The sequence below is a fragment of the Janthinobacterium sp. GW822-FHT07H11 genome (assembly GCF_058798615.1).
The window spans coordinates 5,226,189-5,243,680 of sequence record NZ_CM179507.1 but is presented as its reverse complement, the minus strand read 5'-3'; the positions used below and the strand labels follow the sequence as shown (position 1 = coordinate 5,243,680).

Genomic DNA, 17,492 nt, shown 5'->3' with positions numbered 1-17,492 from the left:
CACTTTACTGCGGAAGATGGTGCGCCCATGAAAATAGATGACCTGGCCTCGAAAGACGATCAAGCAAAGATTTTCAGCCTGGAATACGAGTTCCGCATCCACCGGCTGAAACTCGATTACATCACCCTGGCCGACGTGCGGCCTCCCGACATTGATCTGGAACAACTGGCCGCGCAGCACCAGGCGGGCATCGCGGCCCTGCGCAGCTTCGTCGCCCTGAACTTCAACCATTTCAATGCGGCAAGTTGTTCCTCGCTCAGCTGCATCCCCACGCGCGCGCTCGGCGACGACGAGCGCTACCTGCACCGCATCTGGATGGGCGGGCCGCTGCCGGCCATCGCATTTGACGCGATCGGGCAGTGGGGCGCGGCGCTCGACGAGGTGCGGCACAACGGCGGCGCGCCGTATGTCTCCATCCTGTGGGTGTGGGATGCGCAGCAGCTGCGCAATGACGAACGCTTCAGCCCCACGGGCGGCACCGGGCGCTACACGATAGGCCGCTATGCCATCGGCGGCACGACCCTGCACATCAACTCGCTGCGCGCGCTGGCGCTCGATTTCGCGCCGGCCCGCTTCGGCATCCTCGATACCCTGCATGCGCAGCGCTACTTCGCCACCCTGTCCGATTATTTCCGCATCCTTATCATGTGCGAATACGGCGGCATCTACATGGATGTCGATACGATTCCGCACAATCCGGCGACGATTTTCCTGATGAAGCCGGAAGTGCCCGACTATTTCCAGCGCGGGGGCGATGACAGCGCAGAGCGCCGGCACGTCAGCTGGATGAATCTGTTTCTCGATGAAACGGGCATGCTGATCGCCAAGAAGAACGATGGGGCGCTGCGCGTGATCCAGCGCAAGGTGAACCTCGCGTATGCGGGTATCGAAGGGGTAATCCCCCGTGCCTGCCCGCAATTCGAGGCCCGGCTGTTCGGCCAGTTCTATGCCGAATGGAAGAAGAACCTGGGCGTGACTGTGCTCAGCCACGCCGAGTTCTACCAGCGCTACTGCGTGCTGTATGACGGCGTGCGCGAAGCGGTGGCGGGCGGCATCCGCGGCATGCGGCTGCTGGACGATATCATCACCGGCATGCACGTCCCCTTGAGCGACGAGGAGCGCCGCGCGTATGCGCGCTGCGTGGCCCGGCTCGATGACATCGGCTGGCAGCTCGACGATCCTTTGATCTTGCCCAATATCGTCGACGTGTTCGACATCGAGGAAGTGCCGCGCATGGCGTATGCTGCCCAGCTGCGGGCGGATATCGACCACTTTCACTATTACTCGGTGCTGTCGGACGACCCGCTATTGGACCGCGTGAACGACGTTTTTTGCCGCTACCTGCTGGCCCGCCGTTCGCAGCAGATTGCCGCCGGCAGCTTCTGGCGCCCCACCGTGGGCCGCCACGGCAGCCGCATGCCGCCCGCCTGCGCCGCGCCACCCGGTGACGAGGCGCAGGCGGGCCTGCTGTCGCATGCGCCGCTCAGGCTGGTGGCAGGTGAACTGCTGGGCGACGAGACGAAGAACCGCATGGCCAAATTGCTGTTTGCCACCAGTTACCTCGAATACTGCTCGTTCGGTAATAAACTCAATCTGCAGTTCGTTCAATTGCAGCGGCGGCAGAATATCGACCCCTACCTGGCGCACATCCACGGCCTGCATGACGAGGACGAACGCTTCATCGGCTTTTTCACGGCCGCGACGATGGCCGAGTTCCAGGCCTGCGGCGCCGTCTCGTATTACCGAGATGACATGAAGGCGCTCGACGATGCGTATGACGCCTTCGTGCTCGCGCATGCGCGCGCCGACGACTGTTTCGTCAGCAGCCTGGCCATCGACGAGAAATACCGGGGCCAGGGCCTGTTTCGGCAAATGTTTCATGGAATCCGCGACCTGGCCGGCCGCAAGGGCTGTGCGCGCATCACCCTGACGGTGTGGGAAAAGAGCGAAGCGCTGCAAGTGTATCTGCACAAGGGCTTTCGCAGCGTGGGCACGTTCGACTATGCCTACAGCCTGTTCTATGACCGCCTGCACTTTCTCGTGTATGAAGGAAATTGAGGACGAAGCTGAGGGGGCGGGGGCGGCCGGCAGCCGCCCCGCGATGAGACTTACAAAGCCAGGAAGGCCAGGGCCGCCACGGCCGTCGGCAGCAGGGCGCCCGCCAGCAGGCCGACGGCGCCGATCGATTCATCCTTGAAACCGCGGCGCAGCAGGGAGACGCCAGCCGGGTTCGGGGCATTGGCGATGACGGTCAGGCCGCCGCCGGCCACGGCGCCGGCCACCAGCATGTATTTCGCTTCCTCCGTCATGCCGACGATCAGCGAACCGAGGTAGGTGAGGGCCGCATTGTCCGTGATCGCCGTCAAGCCCAGGGCGCCGAAGAACAGGGCCAGCGGCTTCAGGCTGGAAACGATGGGCTGCAGCCACCATTGCTGCATGCCGCCCAGCACCACCAGGCCGCCGAGGAAGAAGCCGACCAATAAACCCTCTTTCAGGATCAGCGGGCTTTGATAACGCTCATATGCCTGCACGAAGCCGAGGAAGAACAGGAACAGGCCGAAGAACAGCACGGGATGATGCGCCAGGGCCACCACGCCGCCCAGCACGATCATGTGCACGAGGCTGACGGCCAGCGGCACTGCCGGCGCTTCCACCTCGCCCGCTTTCGGCTTGATGTCGGAGGTATTGCTGTGCAGGTATTTGCGCAGCAAGATGCTCACGCCCGTGGCGTTGACCAGCACGGCGATGGCGGCCTTCCAGCCGAAATGGCTGGCCATGTAGGCGCTGTCCCAGTTCCACGTGGTAGCCACCATCAGCACGGGCGGCGCCGCATACGAGGTGAGGGTGCCGCCGATGGAAACGTTGACGAACAGCACGCCCAAAGCGCCGTATTTCAGCCATTCGGGTATGCCCGGGCGAAAGATTTGCGGCGCCAGCATCAGCGCGGCCAGGGTCATGGCGGCCGGTTCCGTGATCATGGAGCCGGTCAGGGGCACGAGCGCCAGGCCCAGCCAGACGAGGGCCAGTTCCGTGCGCAGCGGCATCACGCGCGCCACGCCTTTCAACAGGCGCTGCACGGCGTCGAGCACGGGGCGCGAGGCGGCCACAACCATGACGACAAAGACGAACAGCGGTTCCGTGTACTGGCGCGACTCGGCATACTCGATGGCCGCATCGCCGCCCGAGACAAAGGCCATGACGATGACCAGGATGAAGGCCCAGAAGCCGAACACGACTTCCACTTCGCCCAGCAGGTGCAGCAGCCCCGCATGGCGCGGATGGCGGTGCGCCAGTTCCTCGAAGGATTTGGCGGCGAAGGTGTGGATGAGGGCCAGGCCGAAGATGATCGCGCTGATCAGTTGTATGGTGGTCAAATGAGCTTTCCTTATGGAGAAAAAGGGTCGCCGGGTGCATGGCCCGACGGTAAGGAGAGTGCTTATGGTACAGCAATCGCCGTGCAAAACGGGGTTTTTCGGATGCGCGCGGACACTGCCGCAAGGTGCCCGAGCAGATAAGCCTTGCCAAAATCGCGCCCGAATAGTACTGTGTATTTGTACAGTATTCTTGCTTGGGTATTTTTATGCAACATTCCGAATTGATGGCATCGCCGGAAGCCTTGCACCCGTCCTTATGGCGGGCATCGCAGCTGGGCCAGGGCGCCGCGCGCTGCCTGGACACGGGCTTTGCCACCCTGTCCGCGCAACTGCCCGGCGGCGGCTGGCCCGGCGGCAGCCTCATCGATCTGCTGGTGCAGCAGCCGGGCAGCGGCGAATTGCGGCTGCTGGCGCCCGCGCTGGCCCAGCTGCCGGGCTTGCCCATCGTGCTGCTGCAGCCGCCGCACCCGCCGCAGGCGCTGGCCCTGGCCGCGCAGGGACTGGCGCCGTCGCAGCTGCTGTGGCTCAAAAGCGCCGGCAGCAAGGATGCCCTGTGGGCGGCGGAAAATATCTTGCGCAGCGGCAGTTGCGGCGCCTTGCTGTTCTGGCAATCGCACGTGCGCGCCGACAGCCTGCGCCGCCTGCACCTGGCGGCCCAGTCGGGCAACACCCTGTTCTGCATGCTGCGCCCCTTGCACGGCGCGCAGGATGCCTCGCCGGCGCCCTTGCGCCTGTCCGTGCGCCCGGCCGCCGGCGGCATCGAGATCGGCTTCATCAAGCGCCGGGGACCGCAGCGCGACGCGCCGTTGTTCCTGCCCCTGCAACTTCCTTCCTTATTGCTACGTCATGCGACTCTGGATCGGCCTGTGCCTGCCCCGGCTCCCGCTCGAAGTGTTTTGCCCGCGCTGGTCGGCTGACAGCCTTGGCGTGGTGCTGGAGCAGGAGCAAGTGATGGCCGTGTCGCCGCTGGCGCGGGCGGCAGGCATCCGGCCGGGCATGCGCCGTGGCGGCGTGCTGATGCTGGCGCCGCAGGCGCGTTTGCACGAGCGCTCGCCCGGGCTGGAAGCGCAGGCCCTGCAGGCGGTGGCGCTGGCGCTGCTGCAATATTCGCCGCTGGTGGCGCAGGGCGAGGAGGCGACCCTGCTGGTCGACGCGGGCGCCAGCCTGCGCCTGTTCGGCGGCGTGCGCGCCCTGTGCCGGCAGATCGCGGCCAGCTTGCGCGCGCTCGGCTACACGGCCCAGCTGTCGTGCGCCCCCACGGCGCGCGGCGCCTGGCTGCTGGCGCGCGCCAGCACGCGTCGCGGCCGCGTGCTGGGCATGGCCAGCCTGGTGCGCCGCCTCGACGGCCTGCCGTGCGCCTTGCTGCCGCCCGCGCGCCCCTGGCTCGACTGGCTGGACGGCATCGGCTGCCGTACCCTGGGGCAGCTGCGCCACTTGCCCCGGCCCGGCCTGCAGCGCCGTTGCGGCGCCGCCTTGCTCGACATGCTGGACGATGCGCATGGCCACGGCACGGAACTGTATGCATGGATCGAAGCGCCGCCCACGTTCCGCGCCAGCCTGGAACTGTTCGACCGCGTCGAGCACGCCGACGCGCTGCTGTTCGGCGCGCGCCGCCTGCTGCAGCAGATGACGGGCTGGCTGTGCGCGCGGCAATTCGCCGTCGAGCGCATTCAATTGCTGCTGGCGCACGAGCGGGGCCGGGTGGCGCGCCCGCCCACCGTCATCGACCTGGCGCTGGGCGAGGCCGTCTGGCGCGACGAGCATCTGTTGCGTTTGCTCAAGGAGCGCCTGGCGCAGCTGGTACTGGAGGCGCCCGTGATCGGCTTGAGCCTGGAAGCGCTGCAGGTGCAGCCGATGGCGCCGCCCAGCGAGAGCCTGTTTCCCGAGCCGGGCGGCACGCCGCAGGAGCGCCAGCGCCTGCTGGAATTGCTGGTGGCGCGCCTGGGCATGGAAAATGTCTTGCAGGCATCCCCGCGCGCCGATTACCGTCCCGAGGCGGCCAACCGGTGGCTGCCGCTGCCGGCCAAGCCCGTTTCAAGAAGCGCGCCGCCCGACTTGCCGCCCGGCTTGCCCGGCATGCCCCGTCCCGCCTGGCTGCTGGCCCAGCCCATCGCCCTCTTGATGCGCGAGCACCGGCCCTTCTATGGATCGCCCCTGAAAATGGTGTCCGTGGCCGAACGCATCGAGGCGGGCTGGTGGGGCCAGTCGCAGGCGCGCGATTATTTTATTGCCGAAGGCCTCGACCACGCCCATTACTGGGTCTACCGCGAACGCATCGCCGGCAGCGGAGAAGACGCCGCGCCGCGCTGGTTTTTGCACGGTTTGTTTGGCTGAAGGCGCTGTCCTGCTGAAACGGCCATGCTTGGCTATACTGGCTGGCTTGCGCCGCGTCTTTATTTGAAGGATATCCATGACACAACTCTCCGATTTTCCCATCACCGGTAAATGGCCTGCCCGGCATCCCGAGCGCCTGCAGCTGTACTCGCTGCCGACGCCGAACGGCATCAAGGTCTCGATCCTGCTGGAAGAGCTGGGCCTGGCATACGAGCCGCACCTGGTCAGCTTCGAGCAGAACGACCAGCTGTCGCCCGCCTTCCTGTCCCTCAATCCCAACAACAAGATTCCCGCCATCCTCGACCCGGACGGTCCGGGCGGCAAGCCGCTGGCCCTGTTCGAGTCGGGCGCCATCCTGCTGTACCTGGCGGAAAAGACGGGCAAGTTCCTGCCGCAGGACGCGGGCCTGCGCTATGAAACGATCCAGTGGCTGATGTTCCAGATGGGCGGTATCGGTCCCATGTTCGGCCAGGTGGGTTTCTTCCACAAATTCGCCGGCAAGGACTACGCAGACAAGCGTCCGCTCGAGCGCTATCTGGGCGAAGCGAAGCGTTTGCTGGGCGTGCTCGAGCAGCGCCTGCAGGGCCGCGACTGGATCATGGGCAGCCAGTACACGATTGCCGACATCGCCATCTTCCCGTGGGTGCGCTGCCTCGTGGGCTTCTATGGCGCCGGCGAGCTCGTCGGTTTTAACGATTTCCCGAACGTGCGGCGCGTGCTGGACGCCTTCCTGGCCAGGCCAGCCGTTGCCAGGGGCGTGGATATTCCCAAGCGCGCTTAAAGCCCGAGGCGGCCGGCCGGCGCTACAATGCGCGATCGGCCGCCCTGCGCGGCAGCTTTGATCTGAGACAATGAAATCCACCCGGCAAGATTTTCCCGGCGCGCATGGCCATGTGCTGGCGGCGCGCCTCGACGCGCCCGACGGCGCCATCCGCGCCTACGCGCTGTTCGCCCACTGTTTTACCTGCGGCAAGGACGTGCTGGCCGCGCGGCGCATCGCGCAAGGCTTGACGGAACACGGCATCGCCGTGCTGCGCTTCGACTTCACGGGACTGGGCGCCAGCGAAGGCGAGTTTGCCGCCACGAATTTCTCGTCGAATGTGGACGATTTGCTCGCTGCCGCCGATTTCTTGCGGGCAAAACATGCTGCGCCGCAATTGCTGATCGGCCACAGCCTGGGCGGCGCCGCCGTGCTGGCCGCCGCCGCGCACGTGCCGGAAGCGACGGCCGTGGTGACCCTGGCCGCGCCGAGCACGCCCGCGTATGTGACGCGCATGTTCAGCGACCACCTGGAGCAAATCGCCGCCGAGGGCGAGGCGCTGGTGCGGCTGGAAGGGCGGCCCTTCCGCATCCGCCAGCAATTCGTCGACGACGCGGGCAGCCACAGTTTAAAGGAGCACATCGCCGGCCTGCGCCGCGCCCTGCTGGTGATGCACGCGCCCAATGACACGACAGTGAGCCTGTCGAACGCGATGGAGATCTTTACGGCCGCGAAGCACCCGAAAAGTTTCGTCTCGCTCGACGATGCCGATCACTTGTTGACGGGGCGCGATGATGCGGCCTATGTCGCCAATGTCATCGCCGCCTGGAGCGCGCGTTACCTGGTATAAATCGCCGCCCATGAAAAACGCCGTACCGGCAAGTCGCGGGTACGGCGCAGATGGAGAGAAAACGGATCAGTCCTCGTCGAACTCGGCCGAAAGATCCTTCCAGCCTTTACTGATTGCAAAGGCCGAAAATTCCTCGGGGGCTTCCAGGACGATCAGTTTCTTGTCTTGCAAGCCCAGGTCGCCATGGCCGAAGTCGGGGCCGACGTAGCCGAGGCTGCGCAAGCGGGCCAGGATGTGGCCGACCAGGGTCTTGTCCTTGTACGCGCCCGCCTCGAGCGGGGCGGCGAAATCGACGTAGACGTCGATGATGCCGTAGCCTTCGTCGAAGATGCGGATGGCCTTGATGTCGTGGGCACGGCCGGAGCCGTCGGTGGCCTTGAAGGGGCCGCTGAGCTGGATGTCGGTGTCATTGTTCATGCCGCCAGCATACACCAAAAACGGCCTTGCGTCGTGCGGCGCTCAGGAGCCGAGCAGGATGAAACCGGCCCAGTAGAAGGGATGGCCGCGCGCGTCGCCGCTGTCGCCGGCGGCGTCGAGCGGCGTCAGGCCCCGCGTCGCCGTGACGGTGTGCCGGGCGGCGCGGATCTGCCGCAACTGTGCCTGGCGCAAGGCTTGCGGCTTGCCCTTGCCTTGCGCCAGCGCCGCATAAAAATCGCCCATCAGGGTGGCCGTCGACTGGTCCGACACGCGCCACAGGCTGGCCAGCACATTGCGCGCGCCGCGCTGGCGGGCCAGCCAGGCCAGGCCTTCCAGTTCGCGTCCCGTGGCGTCGGTGCCGGCCGGCACGGCCGTTTCGCAGGCCGACAGGGTGAGCAGGTCCAGGCCGGCGAAGCGGTAGCCGTCCTGCGCCAGTTCCGCCAGGCTGAGCTTGCCGCCATCGCCCAGCAGCAAGTAGGAGTCCGCGCCCGCGCCCGAGCGCAGCACGAAATGGCTGGCGATGTGCACGCTGCTGTTGGCGGGCAGCGCGCGCTGCAGCGCCGCGCCGGTGAAGTCGCCATCGAGGTAGACCTGGCTGGGGATGTGCGCCGCGTGTCCGGACGCCTGCACGGCGCGCAGTTCGCGCTGCACGAAGGGCAGGGCCGGCAGTTCGCCGCTGGCGCGCGTCTGGCCGAACAGGGCAAGCGATGGCGCGCGGCGCGGCGCTTCCTGCGCGCCGGCCTGTTCGCCGCCGCTGGCATGCAGCGAGACGGGCAGCCGTTCGACCAGCCAGCGGCGCCCGTCATGCAGCATGGCGAACGGCAGGTAGCGCAAGACGCCGTCCAGCGACAGCGACAGCGAGGTGGCGCCGTCCAGTTCCCGGCTGGCCGGCGCCAGCAGCAGCGCATACAGCGCCTGCGCATCGGCGCGCGCGTCCTGTCCCGGGTCTTGCGCGCTGCGGCGCAGGCGGGCGATGCGCTGCGCCAGCGCGCGCTCGTCGATGGCCACGTCGTGGATGGTGCTGCCGTTCCGTCCGCCGCGCTGCGCGACGATGCGCAGGCGCGTGTCGGTAACCAGATAAGTCAGGTGCAGCACGCCCCGCTTGAGCGGCTCGGCCCGCGCCATGCCAGCCTTGCCTGCCGGTGCGGGCGTGGCCACGCTGCCCGCCGGCAGCGCCGCCAGCGCCTCGGTGGCGCCATCGAGCAGCAGCGTCATGGCGTCGTTCGCCCGCCGCCATGCGTCGTCGGCGTGCGCCACGCCCTGCGCCTGGCGTTCGCGCGCCATGGCCAGCGCCTGGGCGCCCGCGCGCAGGGCGGCGGCGCGCGCGTCGAACTGGCGCTGCCATTCGCCCTCCGCGCCCGTGTAGCCGAGGCGCGTGGCGCGCGGATCGGGGGCGCTGCGCACCAGGCTGTGGAATTCGTCCTCGCGTACCATGGCCAGCACGGTTTCCGCTTCGTGGATGCGGCGCTGGTCGAGCAGGCGGTCCGCCAGCTGGCCGTAGGCGGCGCGTTTTTGCCGCACAAAGCCCTGCCGCAGCGGCACGGGCAGGCTGGCCGTGCCGGCGCGCGTGGCTTGCAGCGCATTGACTGCCTGCTTGCCGAGGAAAATGCCGGCCGCGTCGGGTTCCAGCGCGCCCAGCTGCGCCGCCGCCCGCGCTTCGAGCATGGTCTGTGCATGCGCCATGCCGATGGCCAGCGCGCGCGCCGACTGGGACCGCGCCGTGGCGACATCGCCCGCGCGCGCATTGAGTCCGGCCGCGTCCAGCAAGGCCTGCGCATGGGCGGGATGGGCCGCGCCGCGCGTGGCGGCCAGCTGGCGCGCCATGGCGCCCGCCTCGCGCGCCAGCGCCTGCAGTTCGGCCGCGCCGATGCCGGCGTGCTCCGCGCGCGCCTGCAGGCGTGCCTGGCGCACCGTGTCGAGCATGCCGGCCGTGGCGGGAGGCGTTTGCAGCAGCCGCGCCTCGAGGGCGGCCAGTCCCGTTTCCGCCTCGTCCTGGAGTCCCAGCGCGGCCTGTGCCTGCGCCGCCAGCAGCAGCGCATCGGCTTCGTCGGCCGGCAGCGCCTGGCCGCCGGACATGGCCAGCCGCGCCGCCGCCTGCGCCGCTTCCAGCGCCTGCTGGTACTGCCCCAATGCCATGCGCGCGCTGCCATGCGCGAGCTGGTACGCGGCGCAGGTGGCGGCCGCTTCGCCATACACGGCGCGGCAATGCTCGAGCGCGGCGGCGGCGGCCACTTCCGCGCGGCCCAGCTGATTGTCCGCCAGCGCCGTCAGCGCCACGTCCTGCCAGGCGCTGACGGTGTTGGCATGGCGGTCGCCGAACAGGGCGCGGCGGATGCGCAGCCCGTCCTCCGCTTCCTGCCATGCCTTGCCGCTTTCGCCCAGGCGCAGGTGGATGCCGCTCAGGCGGTTCAGGGCCACGCTGGCCTGCATCGAGTCGGCCCCCGAGCGCTGCACCGCCATGGCCAGCGCGCGCTGGGCGAATGCCAGCGCCTGGCGATCGTTGCCGCTCAGGGTGTACCAGTTGGCCATGTCGGTCACGCTGGTCTGCGTCTCGGTGCGGTTTTCGCCGAAGGCCGCCAGGCGTATCCGGTAGGCGTGCTCCAGGTAGCCGTAGGCTTCTTCCATGCGGCCCATGCGCAGCAGCAGCACGCCCACGTCGCGCATGCCCCACGCATGGTCGGTGCTGTTCTCGCCCGAGGTGCGGGCCCACGTCTCCATGGCTTGCCGCGCATATGGCAGGCCGCGCGCATATTCCTTGGTCTGCAGCGCCACGCCGGACAGGTTGGACAGGCTGGTGCCATACGAGACCGTGTCCTTGCCGATCAGGCGGGCTTTTGCCGCCAGCGCGATGTCGCCCCATTGCCAGGCCAGGTCGAAGCGGCTCCATTGGCGGTACAGGTACATCAGTTCGCTCGGGTAGTACATGCTTTCGCGCCCGGGGTCGCCGTCGTCCAGCGCCTGGCGGATGGCCCAGCCTTCCAGCAGGGCCTGTTCGCTCTCGGCATAGCGGTTGAGCATGTGCAGGCTCTGGCCCACGCCCAGCAGGCCGGTGGCGATGCCGGCCCGGTCGTCCGCCGCGCGGCAGGCGGCCACGCTGCGCTGGAACAGGGGCAGCGAGACGGCCGGCTGTTCCTTCTCATTGGCGTCGTTCGCCTGCGCCAGCCATGGCGCGATGACGGCCTGGCAGGTGCCGGCCGATGCCGTTTGCGGCAAGGCCGCTACGGCCAGCAGCAGGCCCAGGACGAGGCGCCTCATCGGACGGAGCGCCAGGACAGCCGGGCCACCTGGGCCTGGTCGGGATGGCCCGCCGCAGCCTGCGGCGCCGCCGCCGCAGGTCGCGGCGCGGCGCCGCCGCGCGTGCCGGCCTGGCCGTGCAGCGCCTCGAGGATGGCGAAGCGGCGCGGCGGCGCGCCATTTTCCGCCGGCGCGGCCACCAGCGCCAGCCATTCCACGCCGAAGCGCGGGCCGCTGACGACGAAGCTGCGCTCGAAGCGGCTGATGCCGGCGCCGATGGCGGGCGGCATGCGGTTGCTGTCGCCGTCGAGGGCCGGATAGATACGCGCGGCGGGGCCGTCCAGCGGCAAGTGCGCCAGGCCCAGGTCGACGGAAGCGGCGCTGCGGTTTTCCACGCTGAGGCGGATGCGCGTGCCGGCCGGCAGCACGCCGAGGTCGCCATCGGCGAAGGCCAGCTGGCGCGGCGCCTTGCCCGGCAGGGTCAGTTCGACGCGCGCGTCGAGCAGGGGCGGGCCCGGCGTGGCGGGCAGCGCCAGCAGGGTGGCCAGACGTTGTCCGTCGCGGCCCGCGGCGCCGGCCGGCAGCGGCGCGGGCGTGCGGCTGGCCCAGCCCGGCGCGGCGCTGTCGCCGCCATCGCCGGGCAGCAGCGCCAGCCGCGTTTCTCCCCAGCCGACCGTGGCGGCGCGCCAGCGCGCGCCGGCCTGCCGGAACAGGTCGCCCTCGCGTAGGCCGTCGAGCAGGCCATACGGCACTTGCCAGCCCTGCGCGTCGCGCTGCACGGGCCACAGCGGCGCCGCGCCGGCGCCGTCGCCCTGCCACAGCGGTGCGTCGAGCGCGCCCGCATACACGGGCGAGGGCCAGGCGGAGCGCGGCAGCTGGTAGGCGCGCAAGGCGGACCGGTATTGCTGCGTGGCGGCGCCGGCCCACATGGCATAGGTTTGCGGCTGGCTTTGCAGGGCGGCGATCACGGCCCGCGTAAACAGGCCGGCCGCCTGGCCCGGCGAGGCGGCCGCAGCGGCTTCCGGCGTGCGCTGCTGGGCTTCGGACGCGTAGAAGGCGACAAAGCGCGGCCGCGCGCGTGGCGCGTCGGCCGCGGCGCCACGGCTGGCGGCCGGCGCGCCGGGCGCGGGGCGCCAGCCGATGTCGCTCGCCGCCAGCCCCCGCCACGCGAGGCCGTCGCCGCTGCGCGTGCCGGCCGCCGCATGGCAGGTATCGAATATGGCCACGACCTGGGTCTGGCGCGCGGCAAACGCATCGATGGCGCGCCCCAGTTCGCTGCTGCCGATGCCGCCATCGAGCTGCCGCCCCTGGTGGCTGACCTGGCTGTCGCGCGTCAGCAAGCGCGTGCGCCGTCCCTGCGGCGCGGCTGCCTGGCCCGGATAGGCGGGCAGCAGCACGCTGTGGCCGGACCAGTACAGCAGCAGCAAGTCGTCCTTGCCCAGTGTCCTTTCCAGTTGCGCCAGGCGCGCCAGGATGGCCGCGCGCGTGGGCGCCTGGCTGGCGCCCGCATCGTCGGCCAGGCGATGGATGCGCTCATCGGCGAAACCCTGCTGCCGCAATGCCGCGCGCATGGCGCTCACGTCGGCCGTGGGACCGGCCAGCCAGCTGCCGCGCGGCATGGCGGGCAGGTCCGCCACGCCGATCAGCAAGGCATGGCGTTCGCCCGCCAGCGCCGTGCCGCCCAGCAGGCAGGACAGCAGCAGCCATGCCTGCCGGCGCCGCAACCGTCTCATGGCGCGGTGCGCGCGTCGACGCGCGATGCCTCGCCCGCCACGCCGCTCGCTTGCAGGCTGCGCAGGGCCGCCTGCGGATCGGCCGCATCGAGCAGGTAGCTGCGGTCGGGCAGGGGACCGGCGACGATGCCCGCCTGCGCCTGCTCCAGCGCCGCCGCCACCTGCTCCATGCTGGCATGCGGCAAGAATTGCACGCGCAGGCTGGCCTGCGGCGCCGCTGCCCCGGGCGCGCCGCGCCAGCTCAGCTGTTCCACCGGCGCGGCCGGCGCCTGCCACAGCAGCCAGGCCTGGACCATGCAGACGCTGGCCAGCGCCGTGATCGCCATGGGCGCCAGGGCCGGCAGCGACAGGCGCCGCAGCAGGCGGCGCCACGGGCTGGGACGCGCCAGGCGGCCGTGCAGTTGCGCCAGGCCCGCGTCCGGGTCCAGGCTGGCCGCTTCGTCGCCGATGGCGGCGCGGATCTCGCGCAGCCAGTCGGCATCGGCGGCCAATTCCGCATCATCGCGCAGCCGGGCGGCGATGCGGCTGGCGTCGGCCGCCGGCGCATGGCCATTCAGGTAATCGGGCAGCATGGCGCGCAGCGCCTGCTCGTGGGGATCGCGGGGATCAGCCATGGCGTCCGCCTTCCTGGACAAACCAGCGCTCGATGCACTGGCGTAAGTTAATGCGGCCATGAAACAGGCGCGTCTTGACGGTGCCGGCCGGCGCCTGCTGGATCTGCGCGATGTCGGCCACCGACAGGTCGTCGATCGCCCACAGGGTCAGGCTTTCGCGCTGCATCGGGTTGCGCAGGCGCTGCAGGCATTTCAGCACGGCATGGCGCCGCTGCACGGTTTCCGTTTGCGCCTGCGGCCCCGGATCGTGCTCTGCTGGCTCTTGCTCGTCGTCATCGCCGTCGAGCGGCGTTTCGCGGGCCAGGCGCTTGCCGTGGCGGCGGATCTGGTCGATGGCCTTGTTGCGGGCCAGGGTCAGCAGCCAGGTGCCGAACGCCACCCGGCCGTCGTAGCGCATGGGCGCGCGCCAGATATCGTGGAACACGTCCACCGTGACTTCGTCGGCGACCGCGTGTACATCAAGCCCCGAGCCGGACAGTTGCAGGCGCGCAAACACGCGCACGCGCGGCGACCAGGCGCGGTACAGGACATCGAGCGCGCGCTGGTCGCCCGCTGCCATGGCAGCCAGCAGTTCGGCAGGGTTGACAGGCAATGCGCTCATGGTGACGGGGGCGGGGCAGGTTGAATGGATACGGCAGGCAATTGCGTCGTGGCGATTATAGCATCGGGGAAATAGTGCAGTATTGTTAAGGGCGAAGCCTGCAAAGGCGTGGACGCAGGGACTGGCGCAATTTCATTGCAAAAAGATTGAACCGGATGGGGGCGCGCTGCGAACAAGAGCATGAAGGGCCGCATTGCCGCTGGTCCGCCAAGCCGAAAAGGACAGTCCCATCATGAGAAAACGCGACAAGACCTTGCGCGATGCCGGCAGGGGCGGGGAGCCAGCCCATGCATGAAAATATGCTCCCCGGCAACGTTGCCATGCAGCGCCTGACGCCAGCCGAGCGGCTGGTGGCGGCCATGGCCATGCGCGGCACGCCCTACAAATCCATCGCCCGCGCGCTCGACAAGTCGCCAGCCACCGTGCGCAACCAGCTGCATATGATCTACCGCAAGCTCGGCGTGAGCAACCGGACGGCGCTGGCCTGCGCCTTGCGCACCGACGGCTAGCCTCAAAATTATTTTCGGCACTGGGGCAAAAATCATCTTTTTCAAGGCCTTGAAGGCCGCTTGATCGTCCTTAGATTGGTAGCAGGCGGATGCTCACGGTGAGGTCCGCCCCTCTTATCGCTTCATTTGAAAAGGATAGTTATCATGCGTACTTTTGACCTTGCTCCCCTGTACCGTTCCGCCATCGGCTTCGACCGCCTGGCACAGCTGCTCAACGAACAGCGCGCCGATGCACAGCCCAGCTACCCGCCCTACAATATCGAACTGGTGTCGGAAGACAAGTACCGCATCGTGATGGCGCTGGCCGGCTTCTCGCGCGAGGAAATCGACATCATCACGGAACGCGACTCGCTGCACGTCACGGGCCGCAAGCAGAAGGATGGCGTCGAGCGCACGTTCTTGCACCGTGGCATCGCCGCCCGCGATTTCGAACAGCGCTTCCAGCTGGCCAACCATGTGAAGGTCACGGGCGCCACGTTTGAAAACGGCATGCTGACCATCGACCTGGTGCGCGAAGTGCCGGAAGCGCTGAAACCGCGCAAGATCGAGATCGGCACCGGCAGCGGCGCCACCGTCAGCACGCTGGAGCAGCGCCAGGCAGCCTGATCTGATCGCGGCGCCCCCGGGCGCCCGGGCAGCCCCATGCAGTAAAATACTGGCCGGTTGATCCGGCCAGTGTCACGTCCAGGCCCGGTATGCCCTTCCATAGCCCGCCATGCGATGCGCGTGCGGCACGCAAGATTAAGCGATGCTTAAAGGCGCAAATGCCTGTTTCCAAATGGAAAAATGTTAAGCACCGCCTAAGACTCGTGGCCCACTATTGCATACATCAAAATCTCATTGAATGAGGAGCAATTCATGGAACAGCAAGCAAATACCGCATCCCTGAACATCAAACGCACCGTAGCCGCGCTGGCCGCGATCGGTGTGCTGGGCGCCGGTGGCGCCATGGTGATCCACCAGAACAATGCCGGCGCGAATGCCGCCGCCGTGCCCGCCGCCCCCGTGGCCGCTGCCGTGGCGCCCGCCGCCGCTGGCGCGCCGCTGGTGGCCTTGCCCGACTTTAGCCAGATCGCCGCGCGCAACAGCCCGGCCGTCGTCAATATCAGCGTCACGGGCAGCACCAAGGTGGCCTATGACCCCTCGGCCCAGGCCGGCAATGACGACTTCGGCAACGACCCTTTCTTTGAATTCTTCCGCCGTTTCCAGGGCCCGCAGGGCGGCCAGCGCGGTGGCCGCGACGTGCCCACGCACGGCCTCGGTTCCGGCTTCATCGTCAGCCCGGACGGCATCATCATGACGAATGCCCATGTGGTGCGCGATGCGCGCGAAGTGACCGTCAAGCTCAACGACCGCCGCGAATTCCGCGCCAAGGTGCTGGGCACGGATCCGAAGACGGACATCGCCGTGCTGAAGATCGATGCCAACAACCTGCCCATCGTGCCGCTCGGCCATTCGAGCGACCTGAAAGTGGGCGAGTGGGTGCTGGCCATCGGTTCGCCTTATGGCTTCGACAGCACGGTGACGGCGGGCGTCGTCAGCGCCAAGGGCCGCTCCCTGCCCGACGACAGCAATGTGCCCTTCATCCAGACGGACGTGGCGGTGAACCCCGGCAACTCGGGCGGCCCCCTGTTCAACACGCGTGGCGAAGTGGTCGGCATCAATTCGCAGATCTACAGCCAGACGGGCGGCTTCCAGGGCCTGTCGTTCGCCATCCCGATCGACCTGGCCGGCCGCATCAAGGACCAGATCGTCGCCACGGGCAAGGCCAGCCACGCCAAGCTGGGCGTGACGGTGCAGGAAGTCAACCAGGGCTTTGCCGACTCGTTCAAGCTGGCCACGCCGGAAGGCGCGCTGGTGGCCAATGTCGAGCGGGGCAGCCCGGCCGACAAGGCGGGCCTGAAATCGGGCGACGTGGTGCGCAAGGTGAATGGCCAGCGCATCATCGGCTCGGCCGACTTGCCGGCGCTGGTGGGCACGTCCTTGCCAGGCGACAAGATCAGCATGGACGTCTGGCGTGACGGCAAGATCGTCAGCCTGACGGCGACGCTGGGCAATGCGGCCGACAAGGTGGCCGACGTGGCGAAGAACGACAGCGCCGCCGGCAAGGTAAAGCTGGGCCTGGCCCTGCGTCCGTTACAATCGGATGAAAAACGCGAGGCGGGCATCAGCGCCGGCCTGCTGGTGGAAGACGCCGGCGGTGCCGCCGCGAATGCCGGGGTGCAGCCGGGCGACGTGTTATTGTCGGTCAATGGCCGCCCCGTCAACACGGTCGAGCAGGTGCGCGACGTGGTCGAGAAATCCGCCAAGTCGGTGGCCTTGCTGATACAGCGCGGCCCGGACAAGATTTTTATTCCCGTGCGTTTGGGTTGAGTACAAGAATAACGAGATAGAGAGGTAAGCCATGCGCTTATTGCTGGTAGAAGACGACACGATGATCGGCGAGGTGGTGCTCGACTTGCTGCGCGCCGAGCATTACGCGGTGGACTGGGTCAAGGATGGCGACATGGCCGACACGGCCCTGCAGACGCAAACCTATGACCTGGTGCTGCTGGACCTGGGCTTGCCGCGCAAGGACGGTCTCGACGTGCTGCGCTCGATGCGCTTGCGCAAGCTCGACACGCCCGTGCTGGTGGCCACGGCGCGCGACGCCGTCGAGCAGCGCATCGCGGGCCTCGACGCGGGCGCCGACGACTACGTCCTGAAACCGTATGACCTCGACGAATTGCTGGCGCGCATACGTGCCCTGCTGCGGCGCGCCTCGGGCCGTCCCGAGCCGATCTTCGAACATCAGGGCGTCTCCATCAATCCGCTGACGCGCGAAGTGATCGCCGATGGCCACCCCGTCAACCTGTCGGCGCGCGAATGGGCCGTGCTCGAAGCCTTGATCGCGCGTCCCGGCATCGTGCTGTCGCGCGCGCAGCTGGAAGAAAAGCTGTACAGCTGGAAAGATGAAGTCAACAGCAATGCCGTGGAAGTGTATATCCACGGCTTGCGCAAGAAGCTGGGCAGCGACTTGATCCAGAACGTGCGCGGCCTTGGCTACATGGTGCCGAAGGCATGAGG

General features: G+C 68.2%; 15 protein-coding genes. 9 read left to right on the top strand and 6 right to left on the bottom strand.

Going from position 1 to position 17,492, the window contains the following annotated elements:
* The first annotated feature begins 27 nt into the window (after positions 1-27).
* Positions 28-2,058, top strand: a complete 2,031-nt coding sequence (locus AC3RCJ_RS23050) for a GNAT family N-acetyltransferase (protein ID WP_492964803.1) — start codon at positions 28-30, stop codon at positions 2,056-2,058.
* Between the two features lie 50 nt (positions 2,059-2,108).
* Here the strand turns inward: AC3RCJ_RS23050 and AC3RCJ_RS23045 are convergent, their stop codons facing one another.
* A complete protein-coding gene (locus AC3RCJ_RS23045) occupies positions 2,109-3,374 on the bottom strand; it encodes a putative Na+/H+ antiporter (protein WP_492964802.1) in 1,266 nt (421 codons plus the stop codon).
* Positions 3,375-3,580: 206 nt separating this feature from the next.
* On the opposite strand from AC3RCJ_RS23045, the gene imuA reads away from it, so the two are divergent.
* The 4 genes from imuA to AC3RCJ_RS23025 all read left to right on the top strand — a co-directional run bounded on the left by imuA (position 3,581) and on the right by AC3RCJ_RS23025 (position 7,318).
* Positions 3,581-4,291, top strand: coding sequence for a translesion DNA synthesis-associated protein ImuA (gene imuA / locus AC3RCJ_RS23040; RefSeq protein WP_492964801.1), 711 nt, complete (start codon positions 3,581-3,583; stop codon positions 4,289-4,291).
* Positions 4,221-5,708 (top strand): Y-family DNA polymerase, encoded by a 1,488-nt coding sequence (locus AC3RCJ_RS23035; protein ID WP_492965232.1) that lies wholly within the window; start codon positions 4,221-4,223, stop codon positions 5,706-5,708. Before imuA ends, AC3RCJ_RS23035 begins: the two co-directional genes overlap by 71 nt.
* 76 nt (positions 5,709-5,784) lie before the next feature.
* Positions 5,785-6,489, top strand: a complete 705-nt coding sequence (locus AC3RCJ_RS23030; protein ID WP_492965166.1) for a glutathione binding-like protein — start codon at positions 5,785-5,787, stop codon at positions 6,487-6,489.
* Positions 6,490-6,559: 70 nt separating this feature from the next.
* Positions 6,560-7,318 (top strand): alpha/beta hydrolase family protein, encoded by a 759-nt coding sequence (locus AC3RCJ_RS23025; RefSeq protein ID WP_492965165.1) that lies wholly within the window; start codon positions 6,560-6,562, stop codon positions 7,316-7,318.
* A 66-nt stretch (positions 7,319-7,384) separates the two neighbouring features.
* Here AC3RCJ_RS23025 and AC3RCJ_RS23020 read toward each other — a convergent pair whose 3' ends face one another.
* Genes AC3RCJ_RS23020 through AC3RCJ_RS23000 form a run of 5 tightly spaced genes read right to left on the bottom strand, consistent with a single transcriptional unit; the run spans position 7,385 to position 13,917 of the window.
* Positions 7,385-7,735 (bottom strand): hypothetical protein, encoded by a 351-nt coding sequence (locus AC3RCJ_RS23020; protein ID WP_035827997.1) that lies wholly within the window; start codon positions 7,733-7,735, stop codon positions 7,385-7,387.
* A 42-nt stretch (positions 7,736-7,777) separates the two neighbouring features.
* Complete coding sequence (locus AC3RCJ_RS23015; protein WP_492965229.1) at positions 7,778-10,990, bottom strand: CHAT domain-containing tetratricopeptide repeat protein; 3,213 nt, start codon at positions 10,988-10,990, stop codon at positions 7,778-7,780.
* Positions 10,987-12,702: a caspase family protein gene (locus AC3RCJ_RS23010; RefSeq protein ID WP_492965227.1), complete on the bottom strand. Its 1,716-nt coding sequence runs from the start codon at positions 12,700-12,702 to the stop codon at positions 10,987-10,989. Before AC3RCJ_RS23010 ends, AC3RCJ_RS23015 begins: the two co-directional genes overlap by 4 nt.
* Positions 12,699-13,316: a hypothetical protein gene (locus tag AC3RCJ_RS23005; protein WP_492961151.1), complete on the bottom strand. Its 618-nt coding sequence runs from the start codon at positions 13,314-13,316 to the stop codon at positions 12,699-12,701. The genes AC3RCJ_RS23010 and AC3RCJ_RS23005 overlap by 4 nt, the downstream gene beginning before the upstream one ends.
* Positions 13,309-13,917 (bottom strand): RNA polymerase sigma factor, encoded by a 609-nt coding sequence (locus AC3RCJ_RS23000; RefSeq protein WP_492961149.1) that lies wholly within the window; start codon positions 13,915-13,917, stop codon positions 13,309-13,311. The genes AC3RCJ_RS23005 and AC3RCJ_RS23000 overlap by 8 nt, the downstream gene beginning before the upstream one ends.
* 287 nt (positions 13,918-14,204) lie before the next feature.
* Between AC3RCJ_RS23000 and AC3RCJ_RS22995 the strand changes: the two genes are divergently transcribed.
* The 4 genes from AC3RCJ_RS22995 (at position 14,205) to AC3RCJ_RS22980 (ending at position 17,490) form a co-directional block, all read left to right on the top strand.
* Positions 14,205-14,426 (top strand): helix-turn-helix domain-containing protein, encoded by a 222-nt coding sequence (locus AC3RCJ_RS22995; RefSeq protein WP_492961147.1) that lies wholly within the window; start codon positions 14,205-14,207, stop codon positions 14,424-14,426.
* A 144-nt stretch (positions 14,427-14,570) separates the two neighbouring features.
* Positions 14,571-15,032, top strand: a complete 462-nt coding sequence (locus AC3RCJ_RS22990; RefSeq protein ID WP_152284172.1) for an Hsp20 family protein — start codon at positions 14,571-14,573, stop codon at positions 15,030-15,032.
* 252 nt (positions 15,033-15,284) lie between these two features.
* Positions 15,285-16,799, top strand: a complete 1,515-nt coding sequence (locus tag AC3RCJ_RS22985) for a Do family serine endopeptidase (protein WP_492961144.1) — start codon at positions 15,285-15,287, stop codon at positions 16,797-16,799.
* A gap of 31 nt (positions 16,800-16,830) precedes the next feature.
* The gene (locus AC3RCJ_RS22980; RefSeq protein ID WP_071322464.1) at positions 16,831-17,490 is read left to right on the top strand and encodes a response regulator; all 660 of its coding nucleotides are present in this window, start codon (positions 16,831-16,833) and stop codon (positions 17,488-17,490) included.
* The last annotated feature ends 2 nt before the right edge of the window (positions 17,491-17,492 follow it).